The 19,674-nt window shown below is 53.3% G+C and carries 19 protein-coding genes; 8 read left to right on the top strand and 11 right to left on the bottom strand.

The features are described from left to right. Positions 1 to 426: 426 nt before the first annotated feature. Positions 427 to 987 (bottom strand): D-glycero-beta-D-manno-heptose 1,7-bisphosphate 7-phosphatase, encoded by a 561-nt coding sequence (gmhB, locus tag FD737_RS10980; RefSeq protein WP_097118398.1) that lies wholly within the window; start codon positions 985 to 987, stop codon positions 427 to 429. A 188-nt stretch (positions 988 to 1,175) separates the two neighbouring features. Between gmhB and metN the strand changes: the two genes are divergently transcribed. The 6 genes from metN (at position 1,176) to proS (ending at position 6,733) form a co-directional block, all read left to right on the top strand. Continuing rightward, entirely contained in the window at positions 1,176 to 2,207 is a 1,032-nt protein-coding gene (metN, locus tag FD737_RS10985; RefSeq protein WP_097118397.1) for a methionine ABC transporter ATP-binding protein MetN, read from the top strand. Next, positions 2,200 to 2,853, top strand: a complete 654-nt coding sequence (locus tag FD737_RS10990) for a methionine ABC transporter permease MetI (protein WP_034829428.1) — start codon at positions 2,200 to 2,202, stop codon at positions 2,851 to 2,853. Before metN ends, FD737_RS10990 begins: the two co-directional genes overlap by 8 nt. Positions 2,854 to 2,890: 37 nt before the next feature. Continuing rightward, positions 2,891 to 3,706 carry a MetQ/NlpA family lipoprotein gene (locus FD737_RS10995; protein WP_160833506.1) on the top strand — a complete coding sequence of 272 codons (816 nt, stop codon included), beginning with the start codon at positions 2,891 to 2,893 and terminating at the stop codon, positions 3,704 to 3,706. Positions 3,707 to 3,821: 115 nt separating this feature from the next. Beyond that, positions 3,822 to 4,223 carry an Rcs stress response system protein RcsF gene (rcsF, locus tag FD737_RS11000; RefSeq protein ID WP_058962053.1) on the top strand — a complete coding sequence of 134 codons (402 nt, stop codon included), beginning with the start codon at positions 3,822 to 3,824 and terminating at the stop codon, positions 4,221 to 4,223. Next, the gene (tsaA, locus tag FD737_RS11005; protein ID WP_097118396.1) at positions 4,220 to 4,924 is read left to right on the top strand and encodes a tRNA (N6-threonylcarbamoyladenosine(37)-N6)-methyltransferase TrmO; all 705 of its coding nucleotides are present in this window, start codon (positions 4,220 to 4,222) and stop codon (positions 4,922 to 4,924) included. Before rcsF ends, tsaA begins: the two co-directional genes overlap by 4 nt. Before the next feature lie 90 nt (positions 4,925 to 5,014). Next, positions 5,015 to 6,733 (top strand): proline--tRNA ligase, encoded by a 1,719-nt coding sequence (gene proS / locus FD737_RS11010; protein WP_097118395.1) that lies wholly within the window; start codon positions 5,015 to 5,017, stop codon positions 6,731 to 6,733. 30 nt (positions 6,734 to 6,763) lie between these two features. On the opposite strand, the gene arfB is transcribed toward proS, so the two are convergent. After that, complete coding sequence (gene arfB, locus FD737_RS11015) at positions 6,764 to 7,174, bottom strand: alternative ribosome rescue aminoacyl-tRNA hydrolase ArfB (protein ID WP_038648886.1); 411 nt, start codon at positions 7,172 to 7,174, stop codon at positions 6,764 to 6,766. 216 nt (positions 7,175 to 7,390) lie between these two features. Between arfB and FD737_RS11020 the strand changes: the two genes are divergently transcribed. Continuing rightward, positions 7,391 to 7,591, top strand: coding sequence for a YaeP family protein (locus FD737_RS11020; protein ID WP_013507964.1), 201 nt, complete (start codon positions 7,391 to 7,393; stop codon positions 7,589 to 7,591). Beyond that, positions 7,578 to 7,841 carry a Rho-binding antiterminator gene (gene rof / locus FD737_RS11025; RefSeq protein ID WP_038648888.1) on the top strand — a complete coding sequence of 88 codons (264 nt, stop codon included), beginning with the start codon at positions 7,578 to 7,580 and terminating at the stop codon, positions 7,839 to 7,841. Before FD737_RS11020 ends, rof begins: the two co-directional genes overlap by 14 nt. Positions 7,842 to 7,881: 40 nt before the next feature. Here rof and FD737_RS11030 read toward each other — a convergent pair whose 3' ends face one another. From FD737_RS11030 to lpxA, 9 genes are all read right to left on the bottom strand, one after another. After that, complete coding sequence (locus tag FD737_RS11030; protein ID WP_034829444.1) at positions 7,882 to 8,190, bottom strand: cytochrome c; 309 nt, start codon at positions 8,188 to 8,190, stop codon at positions 7,882 to 7,884. 14 nt (positions 8,191 to 8,204) lie between these two features. After that, positions 8,205 to 9,506 carry a tRNA lysidine(34) synthetase TilS gene (gene tilS / locus FD737_RS11035; protein WP_160833507.1) on the bottom strand — a complete coding sequence of 434 codons (1,302 nt, stop codon included), beginning with the start codon at positions 9,504 to 9,506 and terminating at the stop codon, positions 8,205 to 8,207. A gap of 53 nt (positions 9,507 to 9,559) precedes the next feature. Next, on the bottom strand, positions 9,560 to 9,949 hold the full coding sequence (locus FD737_RS11040; protein WP_058962058.1) for a VOC family protein: 390 nt from the start codon (positions 9,947 to 9,949) through the stop codon (positions 9,560 to 9,562). A 72-nt stretch (positions 9,950 to 10,021) separates the two neighbouring features. After that, complete coding sequence (locus FD737_RS11045; RefSeq protein ID WP_160833508.1) at positions 10,022 to 12,172, bottom strand: lysine decarboxylase LdcC; 2,151 nt, start codon at positions 12,170 to 12,172, stop codon at positions 10,022 to 10,024. A gap of 454 nt (positions 12,173 to 12,626) precedes the next feature. Then, on the bottom strand, positions 12,627 to 13,586 hold the full coding sequence (gene accA, locus FD737_RS11050; RefSeq protein ID WP_034829454.1) for an acetyl-CoA carboxylase carboxyl transferase subunit alpha: 960 nt from the start codon (positions 13,584 to 13,586) through the stop codon (positions 12,627 to 12,629). A 12-nt stretch (positions 13,587 to 13,598) separates the two neighbouring features. Further along, the gene (gene dnaE, locus FD737_RS11055; RefSeq protein ID WP_097118391.1) at positions 13,599 to 17,081 is read right to left on the bottom strand and encodes a DNA polymerase III subunit alpha; all 3,483 of its coding nucleotides are present in this window, start codon (positions 17,079 to 17,081) and stop codon (positions 13,599 to 13,601) included. A gap of 31 nt (positions 17,082 to 17,112) precedes the next feature. Then, positions 17,113 to 17,739 (bottom strand): ribonuclease HII, encoded by a 627-nt coding sequence (gene rnhB, locus FD737_RS11060; protein ID WP_034829460.1) that lies wholly within the window; start codon positions 17,737 to 17,739, stop codon positions 17,113 to 17,115. Beyond that, positions 17,732 to 18,880: a lipid-A-disaccharide synthase gene (lpxB, locus tag FD737_RS11065; RefSeq protein ID WP_058962062.1), complete on the bottom strand. Its 1,149-nt coding sequence runs from the start codon at positions 18,878 to 18,880 to the stop codon at positions 17,732 to 17,734. The genes rnhB and lpxB overlap by 8 nt, the downstream gene beginning before the upstream one ends. Before the next feature lie 3 nt (positions 18,881 to 18,883). After that, positions 18,884 to 19,672 (bottom strand): acyl-ACP--UDP-N-acetylglucosamine O-acyltransferase, encoded by a 789-nt coding sequence (gene lpxA, locus FD737_RS11070; RefSeq protein ID WP_034829465.1) that lies wholly within the window; start codon positions 19,670 to 19,672, stop codon positions 18,884 to 18,886. Positions 19,673 to 19,674: the final 2 nt, after the last annotated feature.

Below are 19,674 nucleotides of genomic sequence, written 5' to 3' on the forward strand. Positions count from 1 at the left end.
GATCAAACTCTTCAATTTAAAGTTTGATTTGCTGCAACAAGTGCAGCGATGCTCATCTGTAAAACGTCATAATGAATTTCATTATGTGTTCACTCGTGAGACTTGATATTTTTTACGTCCGGAGACGCTGATATCAATCCTGCGAGTGCCCACACAGATTGTCTGATAAATTGTTAAAGAGCGGTGCAATCAGCGCCTTAAGCTGCTGTTGCGAGGTGGCGTATATTACGCTTTCCTCCTTCAGAGTCAAACACTTTTTTCAGCGTTTTTCTCCGGCGGGATGAATTTCTTCACTCCCTGCTGAGCCGCCTGCGTTGCCGCTTTGCCGTCTCAGTGGTGGCGCATTATAGGCAGGTTCTGAGGAAGCGCAAGGGCAATTTTCAAGTTTTTATTCGTTCGCTTGAAAATTGCACAAAACCGCCTAAATCAGCCCTTTTTAATGCGTCCAGGCAGCTCTGACAGGCTGTTAAGCACCCAATCTGCTGCATTTTCGCCTTCAGCGGTGACCGGCTTACCAGTACGCACCAGCACTTTCGTGCCCACACCTGCTGCTGCAGCTGCCTGCATATCTTCTATTTTGTCACCTACCATATAAGAAGCAGTCATATCGATGTTCAGATGCTTCTGCGCAGAGAGCAGCATACCCGGCTGCGGCTTACGGCAATCACATACCTGGCGATACTCTTCTACAGTTGCATCTGGCAGATGAGGACAGAAATAGATGCCATCAAGATCGACATCACGATCCGCCAGCGACCAATCCATCCATTCGGTGAGCTGCATAAACTGGTCTTCGGTAAACATGCCGCGCGCAATACCGGACTGGTTGGTCACCAGTACCAGCGCGAAGCCCATCTTCTTTAGCACCTGTAACGCTTCAATGGTGCCATCGATGAATTCAAAATTATCGATTTCGTGAACATAACCATGATCGACATTCAGGGTGCCATCACGATCCAGGAAAATAGCGGGGACTTTATTCGACACGTAGAAACTCCTGCTGCAAATAATGCCGCACAGTATCGCATGATTGCATATATAGAGAGAATGGCAGATTGAATGACTTCGATTGATTTAGCCGTCTGGATGCCTTAACATCCATCCAAATTTCACGCAGCGCAATCGCGTGAAACCCGATACACCACGGACAACGCAACACGATAACTATTAAACTAATGATTAAACTCGAAAACATTACCAAAGTGTTCCAGCAAGGTTCACGCACCATTCAGGCGCTTTCCAACGTCAGCCTGCATGTGCCTGCTGGACAGATTTATGGCGTCATCGGTTCTTCCGGTGCCGGTAAAAGTACGCTGATCCGCTGCGTTAACTTGCTTGAGCGTCCAACATCAGGACGCGTTCTGGTTGATGGTCAGGATTTGACTGCCCTCTCCTCCTCAAAACTGACGCTGACACGCCGTCAGATTGGCATGATTTTCCAGCACTTCAATCTAATGAACTCACGTACCGTAGCCGGTAACGTTGCGCTGCCGCTTGAATTGGGCGACCTGTCACGTGAGCAGATTAAAAACCGCGTAACTGAACTGCTGGAGTTAGTTGGACTGGCGGACAAGCACGACAGCTGGCCTGCGAATCTTTCGGGTGGACAAAAACAGCGTGTGGCGATTGCGCGTGCGCTGGCCACGAATCCAAAAGTTTTGCTGTGCGACGAAGCCACCAGCGCCCTCGACCCAGCAACCACGCGTTCCATCTTAGAGTTACTGAAAGACATCAACCGCCGTCTGGGGATCACTATTCTGCTGATCACTCATGAGATGGATGTGGTGAAACGCATCTGCGATCAGGTTGCTGTTATCAGTAATGGCGAACTGATTGAGAAAGACAGCGTCAGTGAAGTGTTCTCACATCCTAAAACGCCACTGGCTCAGCAATTCATTCAATCGACGCTGCATCTGGATATCCCAGACGATTACCAGCAACGTATGACACCGCAAGCCACAGCTGAAAGCGTCCCGCTGTTGCGTCTGGAGTTCACCGGCAAATCAGTAGATGCGCCGCTGCTGTCAGAAGCTGCTCGTCGCTTCAATGTGAATAACAACATCATCAGTGCCCAGATGGATTATGCCGGCGGCGTGAAGTTCGGCATCATGCTGGCCGAGATGGATGGCAGTGAAACAGACACACAGGCAGCGATTGCCTGGCTGAAAGAAAATCATGTGAAAGTAGAGGTACTGGGTTATGTCTGAAGCGATGCTGTGGTTACTGACGCGTGGCGTCTGGGAAACGCTGATGATGACCTTCGTCTCTGGTTTCTTTGGTTTTGTACTCGGCCTGCCCGTCGGCGTGCTGCTGTATGTCACTCGCCCAGGGCAAATTCTGGCCAATGGCACACTCTATCGCGTGCTCTCAGCGGTGGTGAATATCTTCCGTTCAATCCCCTTCATTATATTACTGGTGTGGATGATTCCTTTCACGCGCATGATTGTCGGCACCTCCATTGGTTTGCAGGCTGCAATCGTGCCACTGACAGTCGGCGCCGCACCTTTCATTGCGCGCATGGTCGAGAATGCGCTGTTAGAGTTGCCAACCGGTTTAATCGAAGCCTCACGCGCGATGGGCGCGACTCCCCTGCAGATCGTACGTAAAGTGCTGCTGCCAGAAGCCCTGCCTGGTCTGGTGAATGCCGCTACAATTACTCTGATTACGCTGGTCGGCTATTCCGCCATGGGTGGCGCGGTCGGCGCAGGTGGCTTGGGTCAGATTGGCTATCAGTATGGTTACATTGGTTATAACGCCACTGTGATGAATACTGTGCTGATTTTGCTGGTTGTTCTGGTGTATCTCATTCAATTCTGTGGCGACCGCATTGTCCGTGCTGTGTCACATAAATAAGTAAACAACATCAATAGTCCTCTATTAAGGAAGGGATATGTCTTTCACATTTAAAAAGATTGCCGCTGTGGGTGCTCTGATTGGCGTAATTGCGCTGGCAGGATGCGATCAGAAAGCTAAAGACCCAAACCACATCAAAGTGGGTGTGATTGTCGGTGCTGAGCAGCAGGTTGCTGAAACCGCAGTGAAGGTCGCTAAAGAGAAATACGGTCTGGATGTTGAGCTGGTGACCTTTAACGATTACGTGCTGCCGAACGAAGCATTAAGCAAAGGCGATATCGATGTTAACGCCTTCCAGCATAAGCCTTATCTGGATCAGCAGATCAAAGACCGTGGCTATAAGCTTGTGCCAGTGGGTAACACCTTCGTTTATCCGATTGCTGGCTATTCAAAGAAAATCAAATCACTGGATGAACTGCAAAACGGTGCACAGGTTGCGATTCCTAACGATCCAACCAACCTCGGTCGTTCACTGCTGCTGCTGCAGAAAGTCGGCCTGATCAAACTGAAAGATGGCGTGGGCCTGCTGCCAACCTCTCTGGATATTGTTGAGAACCCTAAAAACCTGAAGATTGTTGAGCTGGAAGCGCCACAGCTTCCACGTTCACTGGACGATCAGCAGATTGCGCTGGCGGTGATTAACACCACTTACGCCAGCCAGATTGGCCTGACACCTGCGAAAGATGGCATCTTTGTCGAAGATAAAGATTCTCCTTACGTGAACCTGATCGTTAGCCGTGAAGATAATAAAGATGCGGAAAACGTGAAGAAATTTGTTCAGGCATATCAGTCTGATGAAGTTTCTGAAGCCGCGAACAAAATCTTCAACGGTGGTGCAGTTAAAGGCTGGTAATTTTCGCCTTTGATGCCATCCAGGGCGGCTTCGGCCGCCCTTTCTTTTTGCTGACTTGTTATTTAATCCCGTCCTTGTTTCAATAACGCCACTTTTTACTACTGAGGATGTTGCCATGCGTTTTTTACCGCTCTGCTTGTTAGCATTGATGCTAACCGGGTGTGTCCGTGAATATCACCCAATAAGCAGTGCTCCCGCCCGCCCGCAACCATCATCCAGCGAACCAGAACGTAAGCCTGCTCCACGTCCTGCACCGGTAAAAATTTATACCGATGCCACCGATCTGGTCAGTAATCCGTTCCGCGATCTGGGCGAAGTCTCTGCCGATGATTGCCAAAGCAGCAGCCAGGATTCGCCACCGAATATCAATACCGCGCGTAAGCGCCTGCAGATTAAAGCAGCCGGGATGAAAGCGAACGCGATATTGCTGCATAAATGCGAAATCGTCACCAGCACGCCGGGCTGTTATCGTCAGGCGATTTGCCAGGGCTCAGCACTGAAAGTTTCCAATCAATGAGTGATTTTGCCTTTGCGCAAATCGGCGTCATTCGTTCGCCGTGGAAAGAAAAATTTGCCGTACCGCGCCAGCCTGGGCTAGTTCAGGATGGCGGCGGCGAGTTGCATCTCCTGCCGCCTTATAATCAGCCAGAAGCGGTGCGCGGGCTTGAAGCCTTCAGCCATCTTTGGGTGCTGTTTGTTTTCCATCAGACCATGGAAGGCGGTTGGCGCCCAACCGTGCGCCCTCCTCGCTTAGGCGGCAACGCACGCATGGGAGTCTTCGCCACCCGATCCACCTTTCGCCCTAACCCCATCGGCATGTCGCTGGTCGAATTGAAAGGCATTCGATGTGAAAAGCAGCAGGTGATTCTGCAACTCGGTAGTCTGGATTTAGTCGATGGCACACCGGTAGTCGATATCAAACCCTACCTGCCGTTTGCTGAAGCCCTGCCCGATGCCCGCGCCGGCTTCGCGCAGAGCGCACCGGATGCCACCATGCCCGTGCGTTTCTCCGCTCTGGCGCAAAACCAAATCCAGCAGCAGAACAACTATCCCCATCTGGCACGTTTTATCGCTGACGTTTTAGCGCAGGATCCTCGCCCCGCTTACCGTAAAGGTGAAGCGGAAGATCGTGAGTATGCTGCCTGGCTACTCGACTTTAACGTGCGCTGGCGTATCGATGAGATCGGCACAGAAGTGATCGCTCTCGATCCACGCTAAAACAAGCTTTTGAGTGAATGATCTCGCTGGTACACTAGCCGCCAGAAAATTTTTTGTCCGTGTCCTTCCGTACAACTGGAATCGTAATCAATGCGTACTACTCAATATCTGCTCTCTACTCTGAAAGAGACGCCATCCGATGCGGAAGTGATCAGCCACCAGCTGATGCTGCGCGCCGGTATGATCCGTAAACTGGCTTCTGGTCTTTATACCTGGCTGCCGACCGGTGTTCGCGTGCTGCGAAAAGTTGAAAACATCGTACGCGAAGAGATGAACAACGCGGGTGCGATTGAGATCTCCATGCCGGTGGTTCAGCCTGCCGATTTATGGGAAGAGAGCGGCCGTTGGGAGCAGTACGGCCCAGAACTGCTGCGCATTAAAGATCGCCACGAGCGTCCGTTCGTGTTGGGTCCAACTCACGAAGAAGTGGTCACCGATTTGATCCGCAACGAGCTGAGCTCGTACAAGCAACTGCCGCTGAATCTGTATCAAATCCAGACCAAATTCCGTGACGAAGTGCGCCCTCGTTTTGGTGTGATGCGCTCACGTGAGTTCATCATGAAAGATGCATACTCCTTCCACACCTCACAGGAATCCTTACAGGAAACCTATGATGCGATGTATCGCGCTTACAGCCAGAGCTTCAGCCGTATGGGGCTGGATTTCCGTGCGGTGCAAGCGGATACCGGTTCGATTGGCGGTAGCGGCTCTCACGAATTCCAGGTGCTGGCGCAGAGCGGTGAAGATGATGTGATCTTCTCCAGCGAATCCGATTACGCCGCTAACATCGAAAAAGCCGAAGCACTGGCGCCAGCGGGCGAACGTCCGGCTGCGACTCAGGCGATGACGCAGTTCGCGACGCCAAATGCCAAAACGATTGCCGAATTGGTTGAGCAACATCAGATCCCGGTAGAAAAAACCGTGAAAACGCTGATTGTGAAAGGTGCGGAAGAGAGCGGCCATGCGCTGGTTGCCTTGTTGGTTCGCGGCGATCATGAACTCAACGAAATCAAAGCCGAGCATCTGGATATCGTTGCCTCTCCGCTGGAGATGGGCAGTGAAGAAGCGATTCGCGCCGCCGTTGGCGCAGGTTTTGGTTCTATCGGCCCGGTTGGTCTAAGCATGCCTGTGATTGCTGACCGCACCGTTGCCAAGATGAGCGATTTCTCTGCAGGCGCCAACATTGATGGTCAGCACTTTGCCGGCATCAACTGGCTGCGCGATCTGCCAGAAGCGCGCGTAGAAGATATCCGTAACGTGGTTGAAGGCGATCCAAGCCCGGATGGCAAAGGCACGCTGCAAATCAAACGTGGTATCGAAGTCGGTCACATCTTCCAGCTGGGTACCAAGTACTCTGACGCAATGAAAGCGGCAGTACAGGGTGAAGAGGGCCGCAACCAGATCATGACCATGGGTTGCTACGGCATTGGTATCACCCGTGTTGTCGCCGCGGCCATTGAGCAGAACCATGACGAACGCGGCATCATCTGGCCAGCCGCGCTGGCACCGTTCGAAGTGGCGATTTTGCCAATGAACATGCAGAAATCGTTCCGTGTGAAAGAGTTGGCTGAAGAGCTTTACAGCCAGCTGCGTGCCAAAGGCATTGATGTGATTCTGGATGACCGCAAAGAGCGCCCAGGCGTGATGTTCGCTGATATGGAACTGATTGGCGTGCCACATACTATCGTCATCGGTGACCGTAACCTCGATAACGAAGAGATCGAGTACAAGTCGCGTTCATCCAGCGAGAAGCAAATGATCAAACAACACGATATTGTCGAGTTCCTGGCAAAAGCGCTGAACAAGTAAGACTAAAACGCCTCCAGCTGGAGGCGTTTTTCATTGCACTTTTCCCCGCATCGCTTTCACATTACTGCGCCGTGATTTCCCCTCGAGCCGCCGCTCTTTAGATGCACGCGTGGGTCGTGTCGCCCGCCGGGTTTTTTCCACCGTGGTTAACTCACGAATCAGATTGATCAGCCGCTGCAGGGCCGCCTCGCGATTCATTTCCTGGCTGCGATACTCCTGAGATTTGATGATAACCACGCCTTCTGCCGTAATCAAATGGTGGCTCGCAGCCAATAGGCGTTCCTTGTAGAACGGTGGCAGCGAAGAGGCATGGATATCAAAACGCAGATGGATAGCAGTAGACGTTTTATTCACATGCTGCCCGCCCGCACCTTGTGCACGAATGGCACTGAGCTCGACCTCGTTGTCTGCAAGTGAAACTGAACGCGACAGCACGATCATCTGTCACCTGCCTTTAAGAACGATGTTGTGTCGCGGAATAACCTGTTCATCAACTTAACCTTTTGTGCGCCACCTTCCTGCTTAAGGCCAGCGCTGTGTGTCACTTTTACACTTTTCTTTGTACAGATCGCGGCTTCCCCTGGCTGATTTCCATGAAAATCCTGTGATATAGTCGCTTATCAACCAGAGTATTTAAGCTCTGCTGAGGAGGTGTATGTGCAAAAGTATTGTGAGTTAGTTCGCCAGAAGTATGCCGAAATCGGCAGTGGCGACCTGGGGTATGTGCCAGACGCGATAGGTTGCGCGCTAAACGCACTCAACGATATTGCCGCTAATTCTGCGCTAAACTCTTCTGTCAGGGAACAAGCAGCTTATGCTGCTGCTAACTTATTGGTGAGCGACTATGTTGACGAATGAAGCCTACAAACCCATCAACTGCGATGACTACGATAGCCTCGAGCTCGCCTGCACCAAACACTGGACGCTGTCTTTGGAGTTAAAAAACGGCGATCAGCTTAAGGCGAAAGCCGTTGACATGGTCTCACGTAAAAACGTGGAGTACCTGACGGTCGATCTCTCCGGTGAAACCCGCGAACTGCGTCTTGACCATATCGCCAGCTTCAGTCATCCCGAGCTGGGCACCGTCATCGTTAGCGAAGACGAATAACTACCACATTCGGGCGGGAATGCTATCCCGCCCCCCTCGCTTACGGCTTCAGCGAACTGTAATACGCCGATAAATCTTCCATATCCTGATCGCTCAATCCTGCCACAAACGCTTTCATCACTTCTGCCTGACCACCGCTACGCTCCCCTTTTTTATATGCCTGCAAGGAGTGCAGCAGGTAAGGCGCATGTTGCCCGGCAAGATTGGGATAAAGCGGCACAGCACTTTTCCCTTCCGCACCATGACACGCCAGGCAGGTTGCTGCTTTTTGCGCGCCTGCATTCACATCGCCGTCGGCAAAAGCCGGCAACGCTGCGGCCAGCAATGCTGCCGCCATCCAGTGTTTCATCATTGCTCTCCATCTTATTGTTGTTGTAACCAGATCGCTTGCCAGCCTTGCTCATGACTGACCGCACCTTCGTGGGTGACAAAGATTCCCGGTGCACAGATCAGCGTCTGGTTGTAGTAAATCAAGGGGATACGCTCCCGCTGCCAGGGTGGCACACCTAATTCCTGCCACAATTTTTTTATCTCGCGGCCTCCGGCGCGGCCCAGCAGATGATAATAGCCGCTGGCCTGAAAACGAACGTTGATCGATTCGTCCTCGGTGGGATGACGCAAGGTGGCGATCGCCGGGTTTGCCTGTAATACGCCTAAATTCTCGGGCAGCCGCAGCAGCTGTTCACGATCATGCCAGGTTAGCGAGTGCTGACTCAGCGATGCATGCGCGTTAAGCCAATACAGCCGCTGTCGATACCGGCGGAGTGTAAAGGCAGCAAAACTCAGGCTGGGATTGGCATCTTCACGGCTACACATCACTTCATCGGTGATACGTTTTAAGGCATCACGTGAAGGCATCGCGCCGCCCTGCTGTGCAATCCAGCGACGCAAAAGCGCATGGCGCCGCGCTTCGCTCATCGTCAGTAATGGCGGAAAATGCAGTGCGCCCTGTTCATCAGTGAGCTGGGCCAACTGTTCTGCCAGCAGTTCATCCAGCAATTGTTCCTGCTCACCACACAACGCGGCACTGCGGGCGCTGGCGGCGCTAAAATGTGGCCAGCGCGTCTGCAGCAACGGCAGAATGTCCTGACGAAGAAAATTACGGTCATAGCGGCTGTCGGCGTTACTTTCATCCTCGATCCAGCGTAAGCGGTGCTCCGTCGCATAGGTTTCGAGTTGCTGACGACTGATATCCAGCAACGGGCGCAGGTGCGAATGTTTTCTTACCTGACGCTGGATGGGCATCGCCGCCAATCCTGCTGGACCACTGCCCCTTTTTAACGCCAACAACAGCGTTTCACACTGATCGTCAAGGTGCTGAGCCGTAAGTAAGTGCTCACCGGGTTGCAGCTGTTGAAACAGCGCCTGATAGCGTGCTTCACGGGCCGCCGCCTCAATGCCCTTTACACGACCATCCACCTGAACGCGCAACACTTCGCAGGGAATCTGCCACTGCTGACAGATTTGCAGGCAATGTGACGCCCAGCGCTCCGCATTTGGGCTTAATCCATGATGGACGTGCAACGCGCGCACCTGCAGCTGTGGCATCAGGCGTTGCCAGCTCACCAGCTGATGCAGCAGTACGGTGGAATCCAACCCGCCACTGAACGCCAGCACACAGCGGGCGTCGGGTTTCAGTAACGAAGCAAGATGGGAAAAGGACATAGCGTAATCCGTCAACGCGAACCGCCTGATTGCGGCCCGCAGCGGTGGCTAGTTTACGCTTGATACAGCTCCAGCGGCAAACCGTCTGGATCCGGAAAGAAAGTGCACGCTTTGCCAGTCAGGGCATCAATGCGGATGGGTTCGCACACCACGCCTTTCGCAGCCAACGCGGCAATCGACTGTTCAACATCATCAACACAAAACGCCAGATGACGCAGACCGCAGGCTTCCGGCCCACTGACGCGTGGCGGCGGCGAGGGGAACGAGAACAGTTCGATGGTATAAACCCCGTTCAGTCCCAGATCGCCTTTCCACGAATCACGCTCGGCGCGGTAATACTCACCCAGCAAATCAAAACCTAACACGTCACAGTAAAACGCCTTACTGCGCTGATAATCGGTGGCAATAATGGCAATGTGGTGGATCTGTTTTATCTGCAGCATAGCGGCTCCTAAAGAATCAGCCGCTAAGCCTACGTGCTCGGTAGCGCGCTGAAAAGAGGCAATTGTCCGAAGTTAACGGCTGTTTTCCTCACAGAGCACGCGCACCAGATAGCGCCCATCATCGGTGAGCATTGCACCATGGATATCGGTTTCAAATCCAGGATAGTGCCGTCCAATCGTGCAGAGCATCAGCAGAAAATCGAGCACCGCGCGACTCTCCTCCGTGATCATCTCGCCCGGCATCACCAACGGCACGCCCGGTGGATAAGGCAGAATCATGTTGGCAGAGACCCGGCCCACTAACTCACGGATATCGACGGTTTCGACTTGCCCCAGTACCTGGCGCTGGAAGGCCTGATGCGGCGTCATTTTTGATTCAGGTAAAACGTCGAAAGCCTTAAGCATCAGGCGTGGCAGATCGTGTTGTCGAATCAGATTATGAATGCCCTGCGCCAATGTCTGGATACGCATATTGCGATAGAAGTCGGGGTCTTCGGCATAGAGATCCGGCAGCATGTTTTTCACCCGCAAATTAAGATCGTAGGCGCGTTTGAATTCAGTCAGACCACGCAACACGCTCATGGCTTTGGTTTTATCGATGCCGATGCTGAACAGGAACAGCAAATTGTACGGCCCGGTCTTCTCTACCACCACGCCGCGCTGATCGAGGAACTTCGCCACCAGCGCCGCCGGAATGCCTTCATCCGCCATTTTCCCCAATTCACTCATTCCGGGTGTCAGGATGGTGACTTTGATCGGATCGAGGTACATGTGATCACGATCGGCATGGGTGAATCCATGCCAGTCCTCTTCGCCTGGCTGGATCGGCCAGCACTCAGCTTCATCGATCTGCTCAGGCTGCCAGATGTCGAAGAACCAGCCATCGCACTCTTCACGCAGTCGCTGAATCTCACGACGGAAGTGCAAAGCGCGCTCAACTGAGCGATTGATTAATCGCTTTCCCGGATTACCGCGCAGCATCGCCGCCGCCGTTTCAATCGATGAGACAATCGCGTAACTCGGCGATGTGGTGGTGTGCATCATGTAGGCTTCATTAAAGGTGTCGTGGTCGTAATCACCTTTGATGTGAATCAGCGAGGCCTGCGAAAACGCCGCCAGCAGTTTGTGCGTCGACTGCGTTTCATAAATCACTTTGCCGGGAATACGCTCCCCGCTCATACCACTTTTGCCGCTGTAGATGGGATGAAAGTTGGTATAAGGCACCCAAGCCGAATCGAAATGAATCGACGGCACATCCAGCGTCTCTTTGATGTACTGGGTGTTATACAACAGGCCATCGTAAGTGGAGTTGGTGATGACGGCATGCACCGGCCAACTGGCGCGTGGTGTCTGATTAACTTTCTGCTGAATGCTGTCGCGTGTGAATTCCCGCTGCGGGATCCCCCCTAAAATGCCCAGCGCATTACGCGTCGGCTTGAGCCAAATCGGGATGATGTCGCTCATCATCAGCAGATGGGTGAGTGATTTGTGGCAGTTACGATCGATCAATACCGTGCTACCTGCCGGCGCGGCATACATCCCAACAATTTTGTTCGAGGTTGAGGTGCCATTGGTCACCATATAGCTTTGTTCAGCGCCAAAAGTACGTGCCACATACTCTTCTGCTTCGAGGTGCGGGCCGGTGTGATCGAGCAGAGACCCCAGTTCGGTGACGGAGATGGAGACATCCGCCTTGAGCGTGTTTGCACCGAAGAAGTCATAGAACAGGCTGCCCACCGGGCTTTTCTGGAAGGCGGTGCCGCCCATGTGGCCTGGCGTACAGAAGGTGTATTTGCCCTCTTTCACATAGGTGAACAGCGCCTTGGTGAGCGGCGGCATGATTTTATCGATGTACTCATCGGTGTACTGCCGAATGTGCAATGCGATGTCGTCAGCGGCATTGAGCGCGTACTCAAAGAATTGCAGCGCCATGCGCATTTCGTTAATGCTGACATCCATCTGCGAATGGGTGTTAATAAAGGCATACAGCGGCAGATATTCGTTGAGCTGGTTGATGTCGCTACACAGCGCCAGACTGTAATCGTCCCAGTCAAAAACCACGCCGCAGATACGCGGGTTGTGTTCTATCAGTTTCAGCAGGTCGCTGGCATTGTTGGGATAGACGGTCTGGAACCCTTGCAGCTTGAGGGCTGCGTCCAGTTCACGAATCGGTTCATCTTTGTAGAACGCGCCGTGCGGTCCCATGATCGCGATAATATTCAATGCTCACCTCCTGTGGTGTTATGGCACTGAATAAGGATAGCGAAAAGTGAGAGGTGAATGTTCTGGAATGCGTTGTTAATGGGAGTCTTGTTGTTTAGGGGGGATTGCTGTCAATTGGGTGCCAGGGCCAGAAAAGGCCAGCCCGATCGCAAAGGAATAACGCATCCATGCAGATCGGCCGGGCCATTCGTGGCTCGGACCCTTTGCTCTTCGGGCTAGCCTTCTCTGGCCGGTTAGAGCTTCATGGCTGCCCAATTCATCGTCGTCTGTTTGATCCCACTCAATATTCAGGTGAGTTCATGATTGAATGGGCACCTTGATAATAAAAAGGTTTTTTTGGCTGATTAGATTCTCTTTACTGCCCAATGCATAGCCGTCTGAACGATCTCGCTCGGTAATCAGCGGGCATAAAAAAAGCGGACCGGAGTCCGCTTCTCTTCATGCACAGGCTGGCTTACGCGTAGCCATAGCTCATCAGGCGCTGATAACGACGGTTAAGCAGCTCTTCCGTGCTCAACACGTCGAGATCGGCCAGATCCGCCAGCAGTTGCTTTTTCAAGCTTGCCGCCATATCCACTGGTTGACGATGCGCGCCGCCCAATGGTTCAGGGATGATCGAGTCGATCAGCTTCAGCTCTTTCAGGCGATCGGCGGTGATGCCCATCGCTTCCGCAGCCAATGGCGCTTTATCAGCGCTTTTCCACAGAATAGAAGCACAGCCTTCCGGTGAAATCACCGAGTAGGTGCTGTACTGCAGCATGTTCACTTTGTCGCCCACGCCAATTGCCAGCGCACCACCGGAACCGCCTTCGCCAATCACGGTACAAATGACCGGAATTTTCAGACCTGACATTTCACGCAGGTTGCGTGCGATGGCTTCTGATTGTCCACGCTCTTCGGCGCCCACACCAGGGTATGCACCCGGGGTGTCGATGAAGGTGATCAGTGGCATTTTGAAGCGTTCAGCCATTTCCATCAGTCGCAGCGCTTTACGATAGCCTTCTGGTGCTGGCATACCGAAGTTACGACGGATTTTCTCTTTGGTTTCACGGCCTTTCTGATGGCCAATGACCATCACCGGACGACCATCAAGACGGGCAATACCGCCGACAATCGCTTTGTCATCGGCATAAGCGCGGTCGCCAGCCAACTCATCGAAATCATCAAACGCGTTGCGGACATAGTCCAGCGTGTAAGGGCGCAGCGGGTGACGCGCGAGCTGCGCAACCTGCCATGCACCTAAATCGGAGAAGATTTTACGGGTCAGCTCAACGCTTTTTTCGCGCAGACGCTGCACTTCTTCATCCAGATTAATATCGTGTTTCTCATCCGAACGGCCAATTGACTTCAGCGAGTCGATTTTCGCTTCCAGTTCTGCGATTGGCTGTTCAAAATCCAGGTAATTAAGACTCATAATGTTCCTGTTTTAGTCAAACTCCAGTTCCACCTGCTCCGATCCTACTAACGACCGCAAATCGTTGAGTAAACGATCGCTGGGCGAAATACGCCACGCTGCACCAAAGCGCAGCTTCGCCCGCGCATCTGCTCTCTGATAATAGAGATGCACCGGAATGGTCCCGGAGCGATGAGGCTCCAGAGACTGGCGGAGACGGTTTAAAAGCTGGTCATCAATTTGCCTGTCCGTCAGCGAGATAGCAAGTCCGCGCGCGTATTTTTCCCGCGCTTCGTCGATGTCCATCACTTCTCGAGCGGTCATTTTAAGGCCACCGCTAAAGTCATCAAAGCTGACCTGTCCACTGACGATCAGGATACGGTCTTTCTCCAGCAACTGCTGGTATTTATCTAACGCATCGGTAAATAACATCACTTCCAGACGACCAGAGCGATCGTCGAGAGTACAAATACCAATTCGGTTGCCGCGTTTCGTGACCATCACGCGAGCGGCAATCACCAGCCCCGCCGCGATGGTTACTTTACCACGATCCGTCGGATGCATGTCCTTCAGGCGCATACCGCCAACGTAGCGATCAATTTCTTTAAGATACTGATTAATTGGGTGGCCGGTGAGATACAAACCCAGCGTCTCACGCTCACCGTCCAGTTGAATCTGTTCCGGCCATGGCGTGATGTTGGTGTATGACTTCTCCACCTGTTCAGGCTCTTCGGCCAGCACGCCAAACATATCTGCTTGTCCGGTCGCTTCCGCTTTTGCGTGCTGATCCGCAGCTTTCAATGCATCGCTGAGCGCGCTCATCAAGGCTGCACGATGCGGACCGAGGCGATCAAAAGCTCCCGACATGATCAGTTTTTCCATCACACGACGGTTAATCTTTTTCGTGTCGGTGCGAGCGCAGAGATCAAACAGCTCTTTGAAGTAGCCGCCTTCGTTACGTGCTTCGATGATGGCTTCAATCGGCCCTTCACCCACGCCTTTAATGGCGCCGATACCATAGACGATTTCGCCTTCATCATTCACATGGAACGGATACAAGCCGGAGTTGATATCGGGCGGCAGCACTTTCAGGCCCATGCGCCAGCACTCATCCACCAGGCCAACGACCTTCTCGGTGTTGTCCATATCGGCGGTCATTACTGCTGCCATAAATTCTGCCGGGTAGTGCGCTTTCAGCCACAGCGTCTGGTAAGACACTAAAGCATAGGCTGCCGAGTGCGACTTGTTAAAGCCATAACCCGCAAACTTCTCTACCAGATCGAAGATCTTCATCGAGAGTTCACCGTCAACACCCATTCTTTCTGCACCGTCCTGGAACACCGAACGTTGTTTGGCCATCTCTTCGGGTTTCTTTTTACCCATTGCACGGCGCAGCATATCCGCGCCACCCAGGGTATAACCCGACAGCACCTGAGCGATCTGCATCACCTGTTCCTGATACAGGATGATGCCGTAGGTGGGTTCCAGTACCGGCTTCAGGGTTTCGTGCTGCCACTGAATATCCGGGTACGAAATTTCTTCACGGCCGTGCTTACGGTCAATGAAGTTATCAACCATGCCCGATTGCAGCGGTCCCGGGCGGAACAGTGCCACCAGTGCAATCATATCTTCAAAGCAGTCCGGCTTCAGACGCTTGATCAGATCTTTCATGCCGCGTGATTCAAGCTGGAAAACCGCTGTGGTTTCCGAGCGTTGCAGCATATCGAAGCTTTTCTTGTCATCCAGCGGGATGGCGGCGATATCAATCGGCTCCAACCCTTCTTTGGCGCGGCGCGGGTTAATCATCTTCAGCGCCCAGTCAATGATGGTCAGCGTGCGCAAGCCGAGGAAGTCAAACTTCACCAGGCCGGCGTATTCCACATCATTTTTATCAAACTGGGTTACCGGGAATTGGCCATTCTCATCACAGTAAAGCGGCGCAAAATCAGTGATTTTGGTCGGTGCGATAACCACCCCACCGGCGTGTTTACCGGCGTTACGTGTGACACCTTCCAGCTTGCGCGCCATATCGATTAGCGCTTTGACCTCTTCATCTGCCTCGTAGATTTCCGGCAGCTGCGGTTCGGCTTCAAAGGCTTTTTCCAGCGTCATGCCGGGATCCGGCGGGATCAATTTGGAGATGCGATCCACAAAGCCATACGGATGACCCAGCACACGTCCTACGTCGCGGATAACCGCTTTCGCCGCCATGGTACCGAAGGTGATGATTTGCGAAACCGCTTCGCGCCCATACATCTCGGCAACGTGATCGATCACCTGATCGCGCTTCTCCATGCAGAAATCGACGTCGAAGTCAGGCATTGAGACACGTTCCGGGTTGAGGAAGCGTTCGAACAGCAGATCAAATTCCAGCGGGTCGAGGTCAGTGATTTTCAGCGCATACGCGACCAGAGAGCCTGCACCCGAACCACGGCCCGGCCCAACCGGGATACCGTTATCCTTCGACCACTGGATAAACTCCATCACGATCAGGAAGTAGCCAGGGAAGCCCATCTGGTTGATAACGTTGAGTTCAATCTCAAGACGTTCATCATATTCTGGCCGCTTCTCTGCACGCACCTTGTCATCCGGGAACAGGAATTCCAGACGCTCTTCCAGCCCTTCACGAGACTTCATGACGAGGAAATCTTCAGTCGTCATTTCCCCGGTGGGGAATTGCGGCAGGAAGTATTCACCCAGGCGTACCGTGACGTTACAACGCTTAGCAATCTCTACGCTGTTTTCCAGCGCTTCCGGGATGTCCGAGAACAGCTCGCACATCTCCTCTTCGCTGCGCATATATTGCTGAGGACTGTAATGACGTGGGCGTTTTGGATCGTCCAGCGTGAAGCCATCATGAATCGCCACGCGAATTTCATGGGCGTCAAAATCTTCTTCGTTGAGGAAACAGACTTCGTTGGTGGCCACCACCGGCACACCTTCGGCAATCGCTAACTCAACGGCAGCATGCAGGTAAGCCTCTTCATCGGCGCGTCCGGTACGCGTCAGCTCGAGGTAATAACGATTGGGGAAATGTTCCTGATAGAAACTGAGGCACTGCGACACCAGCGCACTGTTGCCGCGCAGTAGACTGCGGCCAACATCGCCCTTGCGTCCACCGGAGAGCAGAATGATGCCTTCACCCAGTTCGACCAGCCAGTCACGGTCAATAATCGGTCCGGCAATGCCATATCCACGCTGATAAGCACGCGAAATTAACAACGTAAGGTTCTGATAACCGGTGTTGTTGGCGGCAAGGACCGTGAGTTGTGTCAGCTCATCGCCCATCAACTCGCTGGCGACGTGGAAATCCGCACCAATAATCGGTTTGATGCCTGCATCGTGCGCACTGCCGTAAAAACGCACCAACCCGCAAAGGTTGATGTAATCGGTAATCGCAATCGCCGGCATACCCAGCGCAGCCGCCTTCTTGACCAATGGCTTAGTTTTCGCCAGGCCATCGACCATCGAATAGTCGCTGTGTACGCGCAGATGTATAAAACGAGGTTCAGCCATATCAGTTTCCGATTAAAACAGCGTCAGGCTATTAAAGCGCAGTCGGCTGACGCGCGGCCAGCACATCAGCATCAATCAGGGCATTTCGCACCGGGGCAAAGCTGCGGCGATGATGTGGCGTGGCACCAAACTGCGTCAATTTTTCCATATGCAACGCAGTTGGGTAGCCTTTGTGCTGGGCAAATCCATATTCCGGGAACAACAGATCCAGCTCGGCCATTTCACGATCGCGCGTGACTTTCGCGATGATCGAGGCTGCACTGATCTCTTGTACCAGGCTATCGCCCTTCACCACCGCCTGCGATGGCATGGGCAATGCCGGACAACGGTTGCCATCGATCAACACAAAATCAGGCGTAACAGGCAGACCCGCTACCGCACGCTGCATCGCCAGCATAGTGGCGTGCAGAATGTTGAGTTGGTCAATCTCTTCAGGCTCCGCCCGGCCGAGGCTCCAGGCTAGCGCTTTCTCTTTGATCTCGTCATACAGCGCCAGCCGACGCTTTTCGGAAAGCTTCTTTGAGTCGGCCAGCCCTTTAATCGGATTCGCGGGGTCGAGGATGACTGCTGCGGTGACAACGGCGCCTACCAGCGGACCTCGCCCCACTTCATCCACGCCAGCAATGCGCTGTGCGTTTGGGTAGATAAACTCAGTCATTGGCAATCTCCAGTACGGCGTCCGCGGCTTGCTCATCAGCATTCCAGCGAATCTGTTGATGCAACTCGTTGAAGGTGTTCAGCAGGTCATCGCGCTCTGGTCCGGCATGCAACAGAGGTTCCAGCGCAGCCGCCAGTGCCTCTGGCTGGCACTCTTCCTGCAACAGCTCTTTGACCAACTCCCGACCCGCCAGCAGATTGGGCAGTGAAACGTAAGGCGTTTTCACCAAACGCTTCGCCAGCCAGAAGGTAAAGGGTTTCATGCGGTAACCGACCACCATCGGACACTTCGCCAGCATGCACTCCAGCGCAGCAGTGCCGGATGCGAGAATCGCCGCATCGCTGGCGATCATCGCCTGACGGCCTTTGCCATCCAGCAAATGCATCGGTAGCTCGGGCGCCACTTCAGCTTTAATCTGTTCAAACTGTTCGCGGCGTTTGGCATTGACCAGCGGCACCACGATTTCCAGCGCGGGATAACGCTGACGCAATAACTGCGCCGCACGCAAGAAATCCGCACTCAGCATTTCCACTTCTGCACCACGGCTACCCGGCAGCAAGCCCAGACAGATCGCATCCTCCGCGATGCCTAACTCACGTCGCGCCGCAGATTTGTCTGGCTGCAGCGGCATGGCATCTGCCATGGTGTGGCCGATAAAGCGGCAAGGTACGTTGAATCGATCGTAAAACGCTTTTTCAAACGGCAGAAACGCCAATACCAGGTTGGTGTTGCGGCCAATTTTGAACACGCGTTTTTGTCGCCACGCCCAGACGGAAGGACTGACGTAATGAATGGTGCGAATTCCTGCGCGCTTCAGGCTGCCTTCCAATGTGATATTGAAATCTGGCGCATCAATGCCGACGAAGACATCAGGCTTGAGTTCGGTGAAGCGCTGCGTTAAATCCTTGCGAATTTTCAGCAAGCGGCGCAAGCGGCCGAGCACTTCAACAATGCCCATCACCGCCAGCTCTTCCATCTCATACCAGACTTCACAGCCTTCGGCCTGCATCAGCGGACCGGCAACGCCGACAAAGCGGGCATCAGGATGACGCGCTTTGAGCGCACGGATAAGACCTGCACCAAGAATATCGCCGGAGGTTTCTCCGGCGACCAGGGCAATCGTTAAGGGACGCACTGACATGGATTAACGAATCAATCCACGCGTCGAACGGGCAAAGAAGTCATAGAAAGGCTGCACTTCGCTGTGTTGTTTTGCCAGCTCTTCAATCTCTGGTTTCACTTCATCCAGCGTTTTACCACTGCGATACAGCAGTTTGTACGCATTGCGAATCGCGTGCAGTGCTTCTTTGCTAAAGCCACGGCGTTTGAGGCCTTCGATGTTGATACCGAACGGGGTCGCGTGGTTACCCTGCGCAATAACGTACGGTGGGACATCCTGCGCGACGCCTGAACAACCGCCAACCATCACGTGTGCACCAATGGTGCACCACTGGTGGACTGCCGTCATCCCGCCGATAATCGCGAAATCATCCACGGTGACATGGCCACCCAGCGTGGCGTTGTTGGCAAAGATGCAACGGTTACCAATGACGCAATCATGCGCGATATGCGCATTGACCATCAGCAGGTTATCACTGCCGACTTTAGTGAGGTTGCCACCCTGCGTAGTACCACGGTGAATAGTCACACTCTCGCGGATGCGGTTGCGATCGCCGATTTCAACACGGGTCGGTTCACCGGCATATTTCAGGTCCTGGTTCACTTCACCAATCGAAGCAAACTGATAGATCTGATTGTCTTTGCCGATACGCGTGTGGCCGTTCACCACCACGTGCGATTTGAGCACCGTACCTTCACCAATTTCCACGTTAGCGCCGACAAAGCAGAACGGGCCGATGTGAACATTGGCGCCGATGACGGCACCTTCTTCAATAACGGAACTGGGATGAATATTGGCGGTTGAATCAATCACTA

The organism is Pantoea sp. Seng (genome assembly GCF_009829935.1).
Lineage (GTDB): Bacteria > Pseudomonadota > Gammaproteobacteria > Enterobacterales > Enterobacteriaceae > Pantoea > Pantoea communis.